Origin of the sequence: Frigoribacterium sp. Leaf164 (assembly GCF_001423665.1) — a bacterium.
In the GTDB taxonomy this organism is placed as follows: Bacteria; Actinomycetota; Actinomycetes; order Actinomycetales; family Microbacteriaceae; genus Frigoribacterium; species Frigoribacterium endophyticum.
Map to the genome: position 1 here is coordinate 1346513 of NZ_LMOX01000003.1, position 17816 is coordinate 1364328.

Annotated in this window: 16 protein-coding genes; 2 read left to right on the forward strand and 14 right to left on the reverse strand. The window is 76.6% G+C overall.

Translation table 11 applies throughout. From position 1 onward, the window contains the following. Positions 1-95 precede the first annotated feature (95 nt). The 14 genes from ASF82_RS14350 to ASF82_RS15655 all read right to left on the reverse strand — a co-directional run bounded on the left by ASF82_RS14350 (position 96) and on the right by ASF82_RS15655 (position 15807). Entirely contained in the window at positions 96-908 is an 813-nt protein-coding gene (locus ASF82_RS14350; RefSeq protein WP_056058417.1) for a DNA-formamidopyrimidine glycosylase family protein, read from the reverse strand. A 157-nt stretch (positions 909-1065) separates the two neighbouring features. Further along, positions 1066-2307, reverse strand: coding sequence for a sensor histidine kinase (locus ASF82_RS14355; RefSeq protein WP_235491298.1), 1242 nt, complete (start codon positions 2305-2307; stop codon positions 1066-1068). Beyond that, positions 2304-2954, reverse strand: coding sequence for a response regulator transcription factor (locus tag ASF82_RS14360; RefSeq protein WP_056058420.1), 651 nt, complete (start codon positions 2952-2954; stop codon positions 2304-2306). The genes ASF82_RS14355 and ASF82_RS14360 overlap by 4 nt, the downstream gene beginning before the upstream one ends. Before the next feature lie 115 nt (positions 2955-3069). Next, positions 3070-4491, reverse strand: coding sequence for an esterase family protein (locus ASF82_RS14365; protein WP_056058422.1), 1422 nt, complete (start codon positions 4489-4491; stop codon positions 3070-3072). Then, complete coding sequence (locus ASF82_RS14370) at positions 4488-6728, reverse strand: bifunctional lysylphosphatidylglycerol flippase/synthetase MprF (RefSeq protein ID WP_056058427.1); 2241 nt, start codon at positions 6726-6728, stop codon at positions 4488-4490. The genes ASF82_RS14365 and ASF82_RS14370 overlap by 4 nt, the downstream gene beginning before the upstream one ends. Positions 6729-6863: 135 nt before the next feature. Then, entirely contained in the window at positions 6864-7868 is a 1005-nt protein-coding gene (locus ASF82_RS14375; protein WP_056058430.1) for an aldo/keto reductase family protein, read from the reverse strand. Between the two features lie 311 nt (positions 7869-8179). Next, on the reverse strand, positions 8180-8830 hold the full coding sequence (locus ASF82_RS14380) for a nuclease-related domain-containing protein (protein ID WP_082514667.1): 651 nt from the start codon (positions 8828-8830) through the stop codon (positions 8180-8182). Positions 8831-9120: 290 nt separating this feature from the next. Next, entirely contained in the window at positions 9121-9882 is a 762-nt protein-coding gene (locus tag ASF82_RS14385; protein WP_056058435.1) for a hypothetical protein, read from the reverse strand. A gap of 248 nt (positions 9883-10130) precedes the next feature. Beyond that, entirely contained in the window at positions 10131-10841 is a 711-nt protein-coding gene (locus tag ASF82_RS14390; protein WP_082514668.1) for a response regulator transcription factor, read from the reverse strand. Continuing rightward, positions 10838-12208, reverse strand: coding sequence for a sensor histidine kinase (locus ASF82_RS14395; protein ID WP_056058438.1), 1371 nt, complete (start codon positions 12206-12208; stop codon positions 10838-10840). Before ASF82_RS14395 ends, ASF82_RS14390 begins: the two co-directional genes overlap by 4 nt. Before the next feature lie 57 nt (positions 12209-12265). Continuing rightward, positions 12266-13075, reverse strand: coding sequence for an ABC transporter permease (locus ASF82_RS14400; protein ID WP_056058441.1), 810 nt, complete (start codon positions 13073-13075; stop codon positions 12266-12268). Further along, positions 13072-14019, reverse strand: a complete 948-nt coding sequence (locus tag ASF82_RS14405; protein ID WP_056058444.1) for an ABC transporter ATP-binding protein — start codon at positions 14017-14019, stop codon at positions 13072-13074. Before ASF82_RS14405 ends, ASF82_RS14400 begins: the two co-directional genes overlap by 4 nt. A 359-nt stretch (positions 14020-14378) precedes the next feature. Next, positions 14379-15413 (reverse strand): NAD-dependent epimerase/dehydratase family protein, encoded by a 1035-nt coding sequence (locus tag ASF82_RS14410; RefSeq protein ID WP_056058447.1) that lies wholly within the window; start codon positions 15411-15413, stop codon positions 14379-14381. A gap of 217 nt (positions 15414-15630) precedes the next feature. Then, positions 15631-15807, reverse strand: coding sequence for a hypothetical protein (locus tag ASF82_RS15655; protein ID WP_156370169.1), 177 nt, complete (start codon positions 15805-15807; stop codon positions 15631-15633). A 466-nt stretch (positions 15808-16273) separates the two neighbouring features. On the opposite strand from ASF82_RS15655, the gene ASF82_RS14415 reads away from it, so the two are divergent. Together ASF82_RS14415 and ASF82_RS14420 are read left to right on the forward strand one after the other, a co-directional pair. Then, positions 16274-16621, forward strand: coding sequence for a hypothetical protein (locus ASF82_RS14415; RefSeq protein ID WP_056058451.1), 348 nt, complete (start codon positions 16274-16276; stop codon positions 16619-16621). A 114-nt stretch (positions 16622-16735) separates the two neighbouring features. Continuing rightward, positions 16736-17695 carry an AraC family transcriptional regulator gene (locus ASF82_RS14420; RefSeq protein ID WP_056058453.1) on the forward strand — a complete coding sequence of 320 codons (960 nt, stop codon included), beginning with the start codon at positions 16736-16738 and terminating at the stop codon, positions 17693-17695. Positions 17696-17816 lie beyond the last annotated feature (121 nt).

Genomic DNA, 17816 nt, shown 5'->3' on the forward strand with positions numbered 1-17816 from the left:
GGCACCTTGACGCGCGGGGCGCTGCCCACGCTCAGCGGCGACGCGACGCGACGCCGACGCGCGCGACGTCGACGCGCGGCGCTGCGTCGCTCGCGTCAGGCGGCGCGGCGCCCGGCGGGTTGGCAGCGGGGGCACCACCACGCGCGGCGGGGCCGCTCCGACGTGCTGCCCGGGTCGTCGCGCGCGAGCACCGTCGTGCCGCACCGCAGGCACGGCCGCCCGGCCCGCCCGACCACCCAGTGGCTCTCGCCCCGCCGTGTGCTGCCGGTCGTCACCTGGTAGCCCGCGGCCCCCGACGCCGAGGCCCGCAGCAGCCGCGCCGCCAGCGCCAGCAGCGGCGGCAGGTCGACGTCGCCCACGGGCGTCGCCGGGTGCACCCCGCGCAGGAACCCCACTTCGTTCACCCACAGGTTGCCGAGCCCGGCCACGGTCCGCTGGTCGAGCAGCGCGGCCCGGACCGGGCGGCCGGGGTCGGCGAGGAGTCGCGTGGCGGCCTCCGTAGCGCTCCAGTCGTCGCGCAGCGGGTCGGGACCGAGGTGCCCCACCACCGTGCGCTCGTCGCGCGTCGGCAGCAGCTGCACCACGGGCAGGTCGACGCCCCAGAGCGTGTGGCCGTCACCGAGCAGGAGGCGCACCCGGACCTGGGGCTGGACGCGACGGGGCACGACACGGCCGGGCCGCGTCACCGTCCACGAGCCCTGCATGCGCAGGTGCGTGTGCAGCGTGGTCGCGTCGTCGAAGCGGGTCAGCAGGTGCTTGCCGTGGGTGACGTGCTCGACCACGCGCCGCCCGTCGAGCCGGGTGCCGGCCGCGGCGCCCGAGCGCAGCTCGCCGCGCTCGACGAGCGCGCCGTCGGCCACGGCTCGGAGCCGCGCCGCCAGCCGGTGGACGCTGTCGCCTTCGGGCACTCCTGGAACCTAGCCCGCGCCTCCGACACTCCCTCCGGGGTGCATCGAGGTGACGCGTCCCGGGCCGTCGCGGCGCCCGAGGGCCCAGGAAGCGTCGCCTCGAGGCGAGCGGCGCGGGCGCGCGGCGCGCGGCGCGCGGCGCGACGCCCGCGCGGCCTCACGCCGGGAAGCGCAGCGTCAGCCGGTGCGACCCGTCGTCGTGCGTCTCGCTCGTGACGGTGCCGCCGAGCAGCTCGGCGCGCTCGCCGAGACCGGTCAGCCCGTGGTGGGCGCTCGGCAGGTCGAGCAGCGGCAGCGTCGCCGCCCCCGCGTCGACGTGCAGCACGACCTGGCCCGCGTCGACGAGGCCGGTGACCGCGACCGCCGCGCCGGTCGAGTGCTTGCGGGCGTTCGTGAGCCCCTCCTGCACGGTGCGGTAGACGGCGCGCTGCTGCGACGGCGAGAGCGTGGCCGGCAGGTCGAGCCGGCAGGTGACGTCGATGCCGCTGTCGGCGACGAGCCGGTCGACGTCGGCGAGCGTCGGCTGCGGGGCGAGCTCGCGGCGGTGGCCGCCGGCGGCGCGCAGCACCTCGACCATCGAGCGCAGCTCGTCGAGGGTGGTGACGCTGAGGCCGCGGATGGTCCGCGCGACGTCGCGCGCCTGCTCGTCGGGCGACGCCATCTGCAGGGCCCCGGCCTGCACCGCGATCAGGCTCACCTGGTGCGACACGACGTCGTGCATCTCGCGGGCGAGCACCGCCCGCTCGCGCGCGAGCGCGACCTGGGCGGCCTGCCGACGCTCGAGCCCCTGCGCCTCGCGCAGCTCGACCAGCTGCGCCGCGAGCAGGCGCCGTGCGCGCAGGAACGCCCCGAGCAGCGCCGGCACCGCCGTGTAGAGCGCGGCGTAGACGACGGTCTCGGTGAGGAAGGTGAGGTAGTCCCAGGCGTCCATCGACACGAGGTAGACGAGGGCGGCCGCGGCGACGCCGATCGTCGTCTCCCACCGCCGGGTGCGCTGCACTCCCAGGGTGAAGAGGGCGACCATCACGGGCAGGAAGGTGCCGCCCCACCAGAAGCCGGGCAGCGCCAGCACCAGGCTGACCCACGGCCAGCGTCGGCGCACGAGCAGGCCCGCGCAGGCGAGCACGCCGAGCGCGATCGTCCACGGGTCGGAGCCGTAGAGCACGAAGCCCGAGCCCGCCGCGGCGACCAGGCAGATCAGCACGTCGAGCGCCACCCGCTGCCAGCGACGCCGCAGGTGCAGGCCCGGCCCCGGGGGCTCCTCTGCGCCTCCTGCGCTCCGCCTCTCCGCGCCTCCTGCGCTCCGCCTCTCCGCGCCTCCTGCGCTCCGCTCGCCCGCGCCTCCCGGGGTCCGCTCCTCCGCGCCTCCCGCGCTCCGCTCCGCCGCGGGCGAGGTCACGGCCGCGGCACCAGCCCCGCGCGGTCGGCGACGATGGCCGCCTCGACGCGTGAGCCGACGCCGAGGGCGGCGACGACCGAGCTGACCGTGTCCTTGACGGTGCCGAGGGTGAGCCCGCACTCCGTGCCGATCTCGGTGTTCGAGAGCCCGCGGGCCAGGGCGCGCAGCACGACGGTCTCGCGCTCGCTGAGCCGGGCGACGACCGCGACCTGCGCCTCGTCCTCGGCCGAGCGGAACAGGCGCTCGCGCCGCAGCCCCGGCGCCAGCACGACCCCGCCCGCGGCGAGGGTGAGCACGTGCCGGGCCAGCTGCTCGGGGTCGGTGTCCTTGAGCAGGAACCCCGAGGCGCCCCGGTGCAGCGCCTCCAGCACCTGGTCGTCGGTGTCGAAGGTCGTCAGCATCGCCACGACCGGGGGCGCGGCGTCGGCCATCAGCTCGGAGAGGATCGTCAGCCCGTCGGGCTCGGGCATGCGGATGTCGAGCAGCACGACGTCGGGGGCGAGCTCGCGCACGGTCTCGACGGCGACGGGGCTGGCGACGGCCGCGAGCACCGTGATGCCGGGCGAGGCGCCGAGCACGAGGGCGATGCCCGAGCGCACCAGCCCCTCGTCGTCGACGACCACGACGGAGACGGGGGTGTCGGTCATCGGTGCGGGCCTCTCGGTCGGGTGCGCGGGCGCCGGGGCCCGCGCTGCGAGGCTAGCGCCGCCGAGGCCGCCCCCGGGGAGTCGCGGGCCGACCTCCCGGGCAGCTCCCGGCCGGTCACGAGCCGCCGTGGCTCGCCGCGGGCGTCGCCGTCGCTGCCGGGGTCGTGCTCGGGTCGGCCGGTGACAGCGCGCTCGCCGAGAGGCCCCAGCGCGGGTACAGGTCGCCGATGCCCACCGCGAAGCCCCGGGTCGCGGTCGTCCAGTCGTGCCCCGTGCCCGGCGAGACCCAGCGGGTGACGTGCATGCCCGCGGCCTCGGCGGCGGACGAGTTCGCCGCCATGGCCGCCCCGAAGGTCGGGTCGCCGCCCCCCACGGCGAAGAACGCGGCCGTGTCGGCGTAGGGCGCGTGCGCCGCCATGATCGCCTGCGGCTGGGCGGCGTCGTACGCCGCGCGGTCGCCCGCGAAGCCGTCGGCGACCGTCTGCTCGACCGAGCCGAGCGACGGCCCGACCTCGCCCGAGACGTCCACGATCGAGCCGAACAGGTCGGGCCGCGCCGACCCGAACTGGATCGAGCAGGTGCCGCCCTGCGAGAAGCCGCCGATCGCCCACGCGCGGGGGCCGGTGGCGACGCGGTAGTGCGAGGTCACGTAGTCGACCACGTCGGTCGTGACGTAGGTCGCGCTGTTGCCGAGGGCCCCGTCGACGCACATCGGGTTGTGGTCGTCGGCGCTCAGCTGGTCGGGCACCACCGCGATCGGCGCGAGCCCGTGGTCGGCCGCGGCGTACGCCTCCAGGGTCGTGACGAGGCCGCCCGCGGTGACCACCGCCTCCGGCGAGGCGGGCTGGCCCGACATCATCACCACGACGGGCAGGGGCGGCGGGTCGGCGACGAGCGCCGCCGGGGGCAGCCAGACGACGGCGTCGCGGGCGGGGAAGCCGGAGACCGTGCCGGGGATGTGGACGGTGCCGTAGCGCCCGTGGGCCGGCATGTCGGCGGGCGGGGTCCACGACGCGTACAGCTGCGGGTCGAGGGCGCCGGGTGCGGAGCCGGTTGCGCTCTCCGACCACGACAGCGGCGCGATCGTGCTCTCGCCGAGGGCAGCGGCGAGGGTCGGGTACGCGCCCGCGTCGCGGTTGATCGCGAGGGCCCCCGCCGTGACGAACACGACGACGCCGAGGCCGGCCACGACCCGCTTCGCCGCCGAGGTGCGGACGAGGGCCGCGACGGCCACCGCGACGGCCGCGAGCACGCCCGAGAACCAGGCGCGGTCGACCCAGGTCGGGGGCACCCCGGCGACGTCGAGGAGGTCGCCGAGCACCCAGGAGCCGAGGGCGCCGAGCGCGGCGCCGGCGACGGCCGCGAGCAGGACGCGCCGCCACCAGCGGCGGGGGGACGGGGCGGCCGCGGTGTCCGCTGCCCGACGCCGCCGGCGCGGCGGCCACGCCACGAGCACCGCCAGCACGAGCGCGACGCCGTAGACCACGGCGAGCAGCGGGGTCGACGTGAGGGGCAGGGTCAGGAGGTCCTCCTTCATCGGGCACCGCGCATCCGACGGTCCGCCGCCGTGCCGCGGGCGGCCCGCAGCGCGGCCACCACCTGTCGGGCCCGGAGGGTCGGCACGTAGGCCGTCGCCAGGGCACGGCCGACCGGCGCGAGGTCGGCCGGGCTCGGGCAGGCGAGCCAGAGGGTCTCGTGGGCGGGGTCGAACTTGGCCTTGAAGCGCCGCAGCGACGTGAAGCCGTACGAGGGCTCGAGCACCCGGCCGGTCGTGGCGAGCAGCCGTGCGACGAGCCGGTCGACCAGGGTCGTCGGCACCGTGCCGTCGGCGCTCGCCAGCGGGGTGCCCGAGAGGCTGAGCGTCTCGAGCCCCTCGGCGCGGAAGGTCTGCGCGGCGGTCGCGATGAGGAACTCCACGACGCCGGGCATCGGGTCGTGCCCGCGGCGCATCACGTCGAGGGTGCGCCCGACGAGCCGCCCGTCACGCCACGAGGGCAGCCAGCTCGTCACCCCGTGCACGGCCCCGTCGGCGTCGACCGCGACGAGCAGCCGCACCTCCGGGTCGTCGAGCTCGCGGAGGCCGCCGAGGGTGAACCCCATCTCGGGCAGCGCCTTCGCGGCCACCCAGTCGTCGCTGAGCGCGTCGACCTGGCGGCGCAGCTCCTCGTCGAGGCCGCGGTAGGTGCCCCACACGGCGCGGACGCCGTCGCGGGCGGCGCGGTTGGTGGCGGTGCGGAGGTCCTGCCGTCTCTTGCCCGACGTGGTGAACGTCGCCAGCTCGACCACCGACTCCTCGGCGACCGGGGTCACGCTCCAGCCGAGCTCGGCGAAGACGTCGAGGTGGCGACCGTGCACGCTGTAGAACGCCGGCACGAGGCCGCGCGTCGAGCAGTGGCGGGCGAAGCCGCGGATCGTCTCGGCGGCGTCGTCGGGGGCGCTGATCGGGTCGGAGACCGTGAGGGCCACGCCGTGCGCGACCCGGTAGGCGACGGCGCCGCGGCCGTCGTCGGTGAACCAGTGGCCGTTGCCGGCCCAGGTCGCCATGAAGCCGAGCGAGCCCGCGTCGGAGCGGCGCAGCTGCGCGAGCACCCGGTCGCGGCCGGCGACGCGGAGGTCGGCGGCGGTGCGACGGTCGAAGGCGCGACGGCGGCGCAGCAGCACGATCGTCGCCGTGGCCGGGGCGACCCAGATCAGGAGGAGCAGCACCTGCCACTCGACCTCGCCCGAGCTGAGGCCCGACCAGGTGAACCAGTCGTCGGCGAGCGGGATCACGGTGAAGTACCAGGCCAGCAGGCCCGTCATCAGCACGAGGGCGCCGACGGCGACGACGAGCCCGAGGCGCCGGCCGCGCAGCAGGAGGCCGACGGCGAGGGCGAGCACGCCGACCGCGACGACCGTCACCTCGGGGCCCGCCAGCTCGGAGATCGGCGACAGCACGCCGACCGCGTCGCGGGCGACGGCGGCGATGGTCCAGCCGAGGGCGACGGTGCCGAGGGCGGTGGCGGCGACGGTGCGGGCGCGACGGCTCGGCTCGTCGTGCCAGGGGGCGTGCGCCGAGAGCGGCACGAGGGCGCGGCCGAGCGGCAGGCCGGCGAGCAGGGCGAGGGCCCGGGCGAGGTCGATCCCGTGCCCGCCGAAGAGCAGCCCCGCGAGGGCGACGGCGAGCACCGCGGCGCGCAGGCCCTGGCGGCGGGCCGGGGCGAGCCCGCGGCTGACGGCGACGAGCACGACGATGAGCGTGACGGACGGGCCCCAGACCCGGTCGCCGTCGGCGATCTGCGAGAACTCCTCGCCGACGGCGGAGCCGACCAGGAGCACGAGGGAGGCGGCGGCCGCGGCCCCGAGGGAGCCCACGACCGCGACGGTGCCGGTCCGCACCGCGCCGACCCGCGCCTCCGCCCAGGCCACCGTCACGAGCGCGACGGCTGCGGCGAGGGCGGGGCCGACGACGTGGCGGAGGTCGCCGTCGGCGTGCGCGACGGCGATCCAGGCGACCGCGGCGAGGAGGGCGAGGAGCGTGAGGGGGCGGGCGCGGAGGGCGGCGGCGGTGGTGCGGGCGGCCGCGGTGGTGCGTGCGGCGGCGGTGGCGGTGCGCGCGGACGTGGTGGCGGTGCGTCCGGCCGCGGTGGCTGTGGTGCCGCGCGTGCCCTGAGTGCCGGGGCTGCCGGGGCTGCCCGGTCGGGCGCTCGTGTTGGTGCTCTGGTTGGCGCTGGTGTCCGCCGGGTCGCCGTGGGGGCTGCCGGCGGGGGGCGGGGCGAGGGTCGTGTTCTCCACGGCCCCAGTCTCGGGCGGGGCCGTGCCCGGCGCGTCGGCCCCGGGGAGCGCCCCGCCCGCCGTCCGGCTGGTGCGGGTCCGCCGGACGGCTGGGCGAGGAGAGCCGGGCGGGTCGGGCCCGGCGCCCCCGGTCGGCTACGCCTCGCGGCCGGCCGGCATCTGGGTCTTGCGGGGGTCGGTCTCGGCGAGGCCCTCGAAGATCGACTCGATCTTCGCGAGCACGTCGGCCTCGAGCTTCACCCCCGACGCCTTCGCGTTCGACTCCACCTGCTCGGGGCGCGAGGCGCCGATGATGGCCGAGGCGACGTTCTCGTTCGAGAGCACCCAGGCGAGGGAGAGCTGCGCCTGCGTGAGCCCGAGCTCGTCCGCGACGGGCTTCAACTGGGCGACCGCGTCGAGCACGTCGTCGCGCATCCAGCGCTCGATCATCGACGCGCCGCCCTTCTGGTCGGTCGCGCGGCTGCCCTCGGGCAGGGCGGCGCCCTTCTGGTACTTGCCCGTGAGGACGCCCTGCGCGACGGGCGACCAGACGATCTGCGAGATGCCGAGCTCCTTCGAGGCCGGGACGACCTCCTCCTCGATGACCCGCCAGAGCAGCGAGTACTCGGGCTGGTTCGAGACGAGCTGGATCTTCAGCTCGCGGGCGAGGGCGTGCGCTTCGCGCAGCTGCTCGGCGTTCCACTCCGAGACGCCGATGTAGAGCACCTTGCCCTGGCGCACCAGGTCGGCGAACGTCTCCATCGTCTCCTCGAGGGGAGTCTCGACGTCGTAGCGGTGGGCCTGGTAGAGGTCGACGTAGTCGGTCTGCAGGCGCTTCAGCGAGCCGTTGATCGACTCGGTGATGTGCTTCCGGCTGAGGCCGGTGTCGTTGTGGCCCTTGGGGCCGGTCGGGCCGTAGACCTTGGTGAAGATCTCGACCGACTCGCGGCGCTCGCCCGCCAGCGCCTCGCCGAGGACGACCTCGGCCTGGGTGTTCGCGTAGACGTCGGCCGTGTCGAAGGTCGAGATGCCGACGTCGAGGGACTTGCGGACGCAGGCGGTCGCGGTGTCGTTCTCGACCTGCGAGCCGTGGGTGAGCCAGTTGCCGAAGGTGAGCTCCGAGACCTTGAGGCCTGAGTTGCCGAGGTACCTGAATTCCATGGGGTGTGCTCCTTGTCGGGCGCGCTCCGGTGCGCGCCGCCGTGCACGGTAGTCCGCGCTGCGTGCGCTGCGCGGGCGCGGCGCGGGCGCGGCCTGCGCCGGCACCCCGTTCTCGCCCCGGAACCCCGCCGCGGCGGGGTTCGCGTGCGACGACGGGGTGTCTCGCGTCGGGCGCGGCGCGGGGCGGCGCGGGGCGGGGGCCGCCGGGTGACGCACCACGTCTTCGCCGGGGAACCACGCCGCGGCGTGGTTCGGGTGCGAGGACATGGTTCCTCGGTGCCGCGGGCGGGCGGGCGCGGCTGCCAGCGCGGTCAGGCCGGGCGGAACCGTGCGGCGAGCTCGTCGGCGACGCCGTCGACGTCGACGCCTCGGTGTGGTGCTCGCTCCACGAGCCGCACCAGGCGCCTAGGCCAGCACACGGCGACGCCCCGCACCGTGAAATCGCCGCCGACGAGGGGCCAGTCGGCCTCGACGAAGCAGAGGACGCCTCGCAGCGGCACACCCGGCAGGGCCTCGGCGACCCGGGCGAGCTGCCCCTGCACACCGTCGACGAGCCGCGTCTGATCACGGCCCCGCACGAGGAGCTTCTCGACCCGGGGTCGCAGGACGCCGCCCTCGACCTTCAGCTCGGGCCGGCCCGTGTACCTCTTGGCGTCGATCACCCACACGCCGGACCGCGCGACCACGAGGTGGTCGATGTTCGCCCGGGAGCGGGGGATGCGCCGGTCGTGGAGGACACGGACGTCAGGGCTCGCGAGGGAGTCCAGGCGACGGCCCACCGCCTCCTCGCCGACGGCGCCCGTGGCCCACGCGGCGGTGCTCTGCCGCTCGGGCGTCAGCGCGACCGCCAGGCCGCCGAGGCGGCCCCACTGGTCACGGGTCCGCTGCTCGTCGGCTGCTCGTCGTCGTTCGTGCTCACGTCGGGCTGACGCCCCGGCACGGGCTGCCCCTGCATCGTCCACGGGACCATCTGGCCATGTCGTCGAGGGGAGCGGCCATCCCCACTTCGGGCCGGGTCCGCCTCTCGCTGAGCGGCACGGTCGGGTAAGGCCGCTCCACTCCGGAGTGGATCAGCGATCCGGGAGCACACCGTCCAGCCGTCGTGGGTCGGTTCGGCCACGCGGGCGGGGGCCGCCGGGTGACGCACCACGTCTTCGCCGGGGAACCACGCCGCGGCGTGGTTCGGGTGCGAGGACGTGGTTCCTCGGCACAGCGAGCGGGCGAGCGGGCGGGCGAGCGCGCGGGACGCGGCTCAGGCGTCCTCGTCGAGGATGCGGGTGAGCTCGGGGGCGAGCGCCGCCGCCCAGAGCTGGTGCACCCGCGACCACGAGTAGAGCTCGTCGCCCAGGCGCGCGTCGCCGACGTCGGGGTCGGGGAAGGGCACGAACACGCAGTCGCCGCGGTCGCGGACAAGCCTCACGCTCGCCTCGTTCAGGCGCTGCACCTGGTGCCGGATGCGCTCGCGGCCCCACCGCGGCGTCTGGCGGAAGCGGTCCATCGGCGGGATGCCGCCGACGATCACGGGGCTGAGCACGGTGCCGGTGCGGCGGGCCCGGTCGAGCAGCACGTCGAGGCCCGCGGTCCAGTCGCGCACCGACGTCATCAGCAGCACGTCGCTGAAGCCCAGCGCCACCACCGTCGCGTCGACGTCGGCCGACTCCGCGGCGCACCGTGCCGCGGCCTCGCCGACCGTCAGCACCCCGCCGCCGCCGTCGACCCAGGCGAAGGGCCGCCCGCGGGCCGCCGACACCGTCGCGGCCAGGCGGCTCAAGGTCGTGAGGGCCTCGTCGACGACGCCGAACCGGGGGGAGGCGGTGCTCCCGACCCAGGCGACGCGGTCCGCCGAGACGTCGGTGACGACGTCTGTCGTGGGATCGGGCGCAGCCGGGAAGGTCCCAGCCCGGATCGCCCGTCGGAACTGCTCGAGCTGGAGCCGGAGCACGGGCCGCGCCGCCGACCAGAAGAGCTCGGAGGCGCCGCGCCGAGGGGGCGGGGTGGTGGTCGACCGCGTCATCAGGGCCTCCGTGTCGTCGCGGGCGCTGCCCGGTCGGGTTCGGGCCCCCGCCGTCGGGCCCCCGTGGCCGGGGGCGCCTGCGCCTCGAACCTAGCGGCGACCGGCGGCCCGGCGGGGCTCCGCAGGCGCACTGCGCGCAGATCGGACAGGCCGAGCGACGGGAGCCGGGCGGCGGGCGACGAGCCCTCAGCCCCGAGCCCCGAGCGACCGGGGGCCGGCGACGAGCGACGAGCGACGCCCGACGCCCGTCACTCCGCCCGGGGCAGCCAGCCGCGCTCGAGGGCGAGCGTCACCGCGCGCGTCCGGTCGGCGACCCCCAGCTTCTCGAACACGTGGAGGAGGTGCGTCTTGACCGTCGCCTCCCCGATGAAGAGGCGACGGCCGATCTCGGGGTTCGAGCAGCCGGCCGCGACGAGGTCGAGCACCTGCGTCTCGCGGGCGGTGAGGGGGCTCGCGGCGGCGTCGGTGCCCGGGGCGGGCGTCCGGGCCCGGGTGACGAGCAGCGCCGCCATCGACGGCGCGAGGGCGACCTGCCCGGCGACCACGGCGCGGAGTCCCGCGAGCAGCTCCGCCTCGGGCGCCGCCTTGAGCAGGTATCCGCTGGCGCCGGCCTCGATCGCGGAGAGGATGGAGTCGTCGGTCTCGTAGGTCGTCAGCACGACGACGCGGGCCTGAGGCCGGTCGAGCAGCACCTGGCGGGTGGCGGCGACCCCGTCGACGCCGGGCATCCGCAGGTCCATGACGACGAGGTCGGGGGCGAGCTCCGCCGAGAGCCGCACGGCCTCCGCGCCGTCGGCCGCCTGGCCCACGACTGCGAAGTCGTCGGCCCCCGCGAGCAGGGCGACGATGCCCTGTCGCACGATCGGGTGGTCGTCGACGACGAGCGTCCGGGTGGCGGGGCGGGCGTCGGGGGCGGTCTCGGGCGCTGCGCCCGCGCCTCCGCCCGGTGCCGCGCTCACGCCGCCACCGCCGCGAGCGGCAGCCGGGCCGTCAGGGTCGTGCCGCCCGCGCCGCTCTGCAGGTCGAGCGAGCCGCCGGCGAGGGCGAGGCGCTCGGCCAGCCCCTCCAGCCCGAACCCTTCGCGGGCGAGGGCCGGGTCGAAGCCCGTTCCGACGTCGACGACCGTGAGCACCGCGTCGTCGCCGTCGCGCCGCAGCACGACGCGAGCGGTCGCGGAGCCGCTGTGCCGACGCACGTTCGACAGCGCCTCCTGGGCACAGCGCACCACGACGACCTCGTGCTCGCGGGCCAGGGCCCCGGCGACTCCGGCGACTCCGGCGGCTCCGGCGGCGAGCTCGACCCGCACGTCGACGTCGATGCCCGTCTCGCGGGCGAAGCGCGCCCCGAGCCGCTGCAGCGTCGTGCCGAGGTCGGTTGCGGCGGGGCCGGGGGAGGCGGTGGCCGCGACCAGCGCACGGGTCTCGGTCAGCGCCTCCCGGGCTGCCTCCTCGACCACGTCGAGCCGTTCGCCGGCCGTCGTCAGGTCGCCGGCGACGAGCGCGCTGCGCGCCTGCTGCGCGAGCAGCACCACGCCCGTGAGGCTCTGCGCCACGGTGTCGTGCAGGTCGCGCGAGAGCCGTTCGCGCTCGGCGCTCGTGCCGACGTCGCGGGCGCGGGCCGCCAGCTCGCCCTGGGCGTCCTCGAGCTCGGCGAGCAGCCGGGCCCGCTCGGCGCCGGCGTGGGCGATGCTCGTGATCCAGAGGCCCAGCGCGATGCTGAAGGCGAGCGAGAGCACCTCGCTGGTGGCGGCGGTGCGGACGGTCTCGGCCGTCGGGCCGAGGGCGAGCACGAAGCCGGCCGTCACGGCGGCGACCAGGGCGACGTTGCCGGCGATCGCGCTCCGCACCGACGGCAGCAGCGCCCAGAGCACGGGCATGAGGAAGGCCTGCGCCGTGGCGAGCTGGGGGGAGGCGGCGGTCAGGGCCCCGGCGACGAGCACGACGAGCGCGGCGGCGACGAGGGCCCGCGGGCCCGGACGGTCGGGGCGCGCCGGGTGCCCGGGGCGGGCGGGGCCCCCGGAGCCCCGCGGGCCGCGATCGGCCGCCCGCGCCGCGAGCACGGGGCGCACCGCGCCGATCCACACGCCGACGAAGGCGCCGAGGGCCGGGCCGGCCGTGCCCGGCACGCGCGAGACGTCCTCCGACACGAGGGCGAGCACGGCCAGGGCAACGAGCGTGAGCGCGGCCCCGGCGTCCCAGCCGCGGAGGGCACCGCCCCGCAGGGCGCCGCCCCGCACCGGCGAGCCCGCGGGCGACCCGGCCAGCGACCCGGCGGGCGCCCCTGCGGGCGCCCTCGTCGGGGCCGTGTCGCCGGTGTGGTCGTTCACGCGGCCCCCTCGGGTCGGTCGGGTCGGCGGGCCCGGCGTGGTCGGCCGGGTCGGTCGTCAGTCATCCTGCCGGATCCAGCGGAAGGTCACGAGCGTGACCACGAGCCCGACCACCAGCCAGACGCCGAGCCACAGCACCACCGACGGCAGGTCCCAGCTGCCCGAGGGCTCTGCCGCCGCGAACTCCGGCGGCAGGAAGACGCTGCGGGCGCCCTGCGCCAGCCAGCGCAGCGGGAAGGCCGAGGCCACCGACTGCAGCCAGCCGGGCAGCTGCGAGAAGGGCAGGTAGACGCCCGAGACGAACTGCAGCACGACGGTGATGGGCACGATCACGGCGGTCGCGCTGCGACCGGAGCGGGGGAGGCGCGAGAGGGCGACGCCGAGCAGCGACGTCGTGGCCAGCCCGAGCAGCCAGATGCCGGCGAACCGGGCCCAGGTGCCCGGGTCGGTCGGCAGGTCGACGCCGAACGCCAGCGCGGCGACCGCGAGCAGCAGCACCAGCTGGAGCGCACCGGTGACGAGCACCTGCCCGATCTTGCCGAGGAACCACGACGCGACCGGCAGCGGCGTGCTCGCCAGGCGCTTCATCGTGCCGTCGGCGCGCTCGCCCGCGATGTCGACCGCGAGTGACTGGACGCCGATCAGCAGCACGCCCGAGGCGATCATGCCGGGCAGGTAGTAGGTCGCGGCGTCCACGACCGAGCCGTCGGGCGCCTCGCCGAAGTCGGGCAGCTCGCTGAACGCCGTCGAGAAGACGAGCAGCATGATCACCGGGAAGGCGAAGGTGAACAGGACGGTGTCGCCGGCTCGGAAGAAGGTGCGCACCTCGGTGCGGGCACGGTCGAGGCCCAGCGTCAGGACGGTCATCGCGCCTCCTCCGTGACGATCGGGGCAGTGCCGGCGGTGCCGGCGGTGCCGGCGCGGTCGGGGGCGGGTGCAGCCGTCGCGCCCGCCGCGTCGACCGGCTCGGGCTCGGCGACGAGCCCGAGGTAGACGTCCTCCAGGGTCGGCCGCACGACCTCGAGTCCGGCGGGCTCGCCGCCGTCGGCCACCAGGCGCGCGACCAGCGCGGCGGGCTCCGCCGTCGTCACGTCGTGCGCGCGCCCGTCGGGGCCCGTCCAGCGCACGTGCGGCGTGCGTGCCTCCGGCCCGCCCAGCGTGTCGGGCGTGCCCTCGGCGACCACGCGGCCGGCCGCGACCACGACGACCCGGTCGCTGAGCTGCGCCGCCTCGTCGAGGTAGTGGGTGGTGAGCACGATGCTCGTGCCCGTGTCGGAGAGCGACCGGACCACGCCCCAGAAGGCCCTCCGCGCCTCCGGGTCGAAGCCCGTGGTCGGCTCGTCGAGGAACAGCACCTCGGGCCGGCCCACGATGCCGAGCGCGACGTCGACGCGTCGACGCTGACCGCCCGAGAGGCTCCGGAGGCGCTGGCCGGCCTGGGCGGTCAGGCCCACCGCAGCGATCACCTCGTCGGCGTCGCGGGGCGCGGGGTAGGCGAGGGCGGTGCTGCGGACGATCTCGCGCACCGTCGAGCTGCCGTCGCCGCCGCTGGACTGCAGCACGACGCCGACGCGGGCACGCCAGGAGCGGTCGGCCCGGGCGGGGTCGACCCCGAGCACGGCGACCTCGCCCCCGGTGCGGCGACGGTGCCCCTCGAGGATCTCGACGGTGGTCGACTTGCCGGCGCCGTTCGGGCCGAGAACGGCGACGGTCTCGCCGGCCCGCACGTCGAACGAGAGGCCGTGCAGTACGGGCCGGTCGCCGTACGACTTGGTGAGGCCGCGCACGCGCACGGCGGGTTGTGTGGTCATGCCCCCAGCCTCGCCGGGCGCCGACCCGGTCGGCACGACCGGTCGGAGGACGGTGCATCCACCGACCGGTGGACGCCCTGGGGAGGGACGGTTCCCGGCCGGATACTGCTCGTGTCCGGGAGCTGACGCCGCCGATCACTCTCGGAAGCGAGAGCTGACGACCCCGATCTCTCAAATTTGAGAGCGATCCGCCGGGGGCGACCCAGGGCAGGCGGGAGTCGCGGGTCGAGAGGTCGGATCGCTCTCGCATTTCGTCCGGCGAGCCGCGCCGTCGGCCAGCCGCACCCGCACCCGCACCCGCACCCGCGCCCGCGCCCGCACCCCGCCCCTACGCCCGCGCCCGCACCCGCGACCCGCCCCTACCCCCGCGGCGCGACCCGAGCGTCGACGACGGCGAGCACCGCGGCCTCGTCCGCCGGGTCGAGCCCGGCGCGGCGCGGGCGGTCGCGCCCCCGGGCCAGCTCGTCGGCGAGCACCCGCTCGACGGTCTCGTGCAGCGGCCGTCGTACCCCGCCCGCCGCGACGTACGCCGCCCCGCTCCGCCGCACGAAGCCGCCGGCGTCGAGCGGCAGCCAGAGCGGCAGCGACCGCGGCCCGGCCCACCACGAGACGCCGGCGGCGAGCAGGGTCGCGTCGTCGACGGTCACGAGCTCGAGCGCCGCCCCGGGGCCGACCGCCCCGGCGGCGACCGCCCCGGAGACCGCAGCCTGCGAGCCCACCGCGACCCGCGCCTCCCGCAGGAACTCCTCGAGCGGCACCGGCTCGCCCACCGCGTCGACGGTGCCGACGACCCCCTCGCGCCCCGCCCGCTCGACGAACGCGGCGAGGTCGGCGACGTCGACGGCCTGCACCCAGCGCCCCTCCGTGGTCGGCACGACGACCCGGCCGCCGCGGTGCATCCGCCCGGGCCACCAGCCGAACCGGTCGCTGGGGTCGCCGGGCCCGACGACGAGGCCGGGGCGCACGACGAGCAGGCGGTCGCCCAGCCGGCCCGCCGACTCCCGCTCGGCCGCGACCTTCGCGTCGGCGTAGCGAGAGGTGTCGACGGGGTCGACGAGCTCGGCGGACTCGTCGGCCCCCGGGGTCGCGGTGTCGGCGTAGACGGAGACGCTCGACACGAGGGTCCAGTGGGAGGCGCGGTCGGCCAGCGCACGGAGGGCCGGCCCCACGAGGGCCGGGTCGGACGACAGCTCGACCACGTCGTCCCACTCGCCGACGAGCTCGTCGTACGCGGCCGGGTCGCGGCGGTCGGCACGGACGAGGCGGGCTCCCTCGGCGACGGTGCCGGACTCACCGCGGGCCAGGCACACGACCTCGCCGCCCCGCGCGACGGCGGCCGCCGCGATCTCGCGGCCCAGCCAGGCCGTCCCGCCGAGGATGAGGGTGCGCGTCATGCCCCGAGCCAACCAGGCCGCGGCCCCTCCCCGTCACCGACGTCGCGCGGGAGGCGCACTTGCCGACCAGGTGCCCCGATCCGCCCGTCTGATGACGGGGAATCCGGTGATCAGGATCTCTACGGTCGGCATTTGCAGGTCAGAAGGGAGCTGAGAGGGGGTTCCCGCAGGGAGGGGTGAGTCGCGGAGGGGAGCCCGCGCGGAGGCGCGGTGCGGCCTAGCGGCGCGCGCCGCTGCCCTGCGTCGTGCGGGCGCGGCTCGAGCCGGCCGTGAGCTCGGGCACCAGCAGCCGCGCACGGAGCACGGCCACGAGCTGCTCGGGCTGGAGGGCGGCGAGCTCGGCGCGGCTGGGGGTGCGGGCGCGGCCCGCGGCGTCGTCGACGGGGCGGGTCACGCGGCGTCGGCGAGCTGCGCGAGCACGGCGACCATGTCGATCGGCTCGGTGACGGGCATGTCGGTGACGGAGACGGGGATGCTCATGGGGGTCCGTTCGGTGGTGCCCGGGCGAGGAGCGGGGCGGGGATCGGGGTGCGACGGTCGAGCACGTCGATGACGTGGTGCGCGACGTGCCTCGGGGAGGCGCCGCCCGGAGTCGGGGACCGGTCCGCCGAGACTACGGCGCGCCTGCCCCCCGATCTCCCCCCTTGACGTCGGCCCGACGGCGGCGTCGCAAACCGGACGCCCGGGAGCGCCGCGGAGACCGAGACCGGACAGTCGCGGCGTCCCCTGACCGTGCGGTCACCGGCCCCGCCTACAGTGAGGGCTCCCCCGCGAACCCCGGAAAGCGTGATGTCCTGACATCCACCGACACCCTCCTCGACCATCCCGAGACCGACGCGCACGCCGTCTGGCTCCGGGCGATGGAGACGTTCAGCGGCACCGTGGCCGACCCGCGCGACCGGGTCCTCTCCCTCTTCAGCTTCATCGCCTCCGACCACACGGCCGCCCCGCCGTGCCCGTGCCTCCACGCCGGCGGCGACGTCGAGACCGCCGAGCGGCACGTCCTCGAGCTCTCCCGTCTCGTCGACCGCCTCTGCCGTGAGGGCGGCTACCCGCCGCCCCTCGGCCACGCGATCGTGCTGATGATCGAGGGCGCCCTCATGGAGGCCCCGGTCATGGGGCCGGACGGGCCGACGCGCGACGCCAGGACGGCCGCGGCGATGCTGCTCGCCGTCTACGAGACGGGCGTCGGCGCGACCGACTTCTGAGGCGACTCCCCGGGGTGCCGCCACGGCGAGGCCGGTGCCCGAGGGGTGCGGCCCGGTGCGCTATCCGGACAGCGCGCCAGCAGTGTCGGTGGCTCGTGGCACGATCCATCGCGGATGACAGACGACTACGACGAGCGACGCTTCCGCGTCGACGCCCACGGTGACGACCTCGACGAAGCCCGCGACACCCTCGCTCACGCGTACGAGGGGATCGAGTGGCGCGCCGAGCGTTCCGACGCGCCCTTCTCCTACCGGTACTCGTCGGCCGGCGACCAGTTCATGAGCCTGCGGGCGGTGCGCTTCGAGGGCCGCATCGAGGGCGAGATGCCGCCCGGCGACGACTACGTCATGCAGTGGATCACCCGCGGCCAGGGCACGCTCGACGTCGGGCCCGACGAGATCCGGCTCGAGGCCGGGCAGCCCCGGCTCTGGCCGTCGGTGCCGTTCCGCTTCGCGTTCTCCGACTACGACCAGCGGCTGGTGCAGATCAACCGCCAGACCGTGCACGACCTCGCGGCCGAGCGTGGCTTCACGCCCGCGCAGCTCCGCTTCGACCACGCCGTCGAGCCGCGGCAGCAGGCGATGGCGCTCTGGCGCAACAGCGTCACGCTGATCTCGCGCAGCGTGCTCGACGGCGAGGCGAGCCCGCTGCTGCAGGCCGAGATGGGCCGCCTCGGCGCGATCGCCCTGATGGAGCTCTACCCGCAGCAGGGCTCGCCCCTGCCCGACGAGCTGCTCCTGCCGCGCAACGCCCACGTGCGCGCCGCCATCGAGCACGTGCACGCCCACGTGCAGCTGCCGCTGACCTCGGTCGACCTCGCCGAGGTGGCCCACGTCAGCGTGCGGGCGCTGCAGCAGGCGTTCCAGAAGCACGTGGGCACGACGCCGAACGGCTACATCCGCGCGCTCCGGCTCGACCGCATCCGCGAGGAGCTCCTCGTCAGCGACCCGCACCGCACGTCGGTCGCCGAGGTCGCGAAGCACTGGGGCTTCGCGCACGCGGGCCGGTTCGCGGCGGCCTACGCCGAGAAGTTCGGCGAGTACCCCAGCGAGACGCTCGAGCGAGCGCACTAGCGCGGCTGCCGCGGCTGCCGCTGCCGCGGCGGCCGTTGCTGCGCCGTGGCGGCGAAGTGCCTCCACCTGGCCCCTCGGCGGCTCGCAGGGCCCACGACGAGTCGTCTCGGCGGCTCGCAGG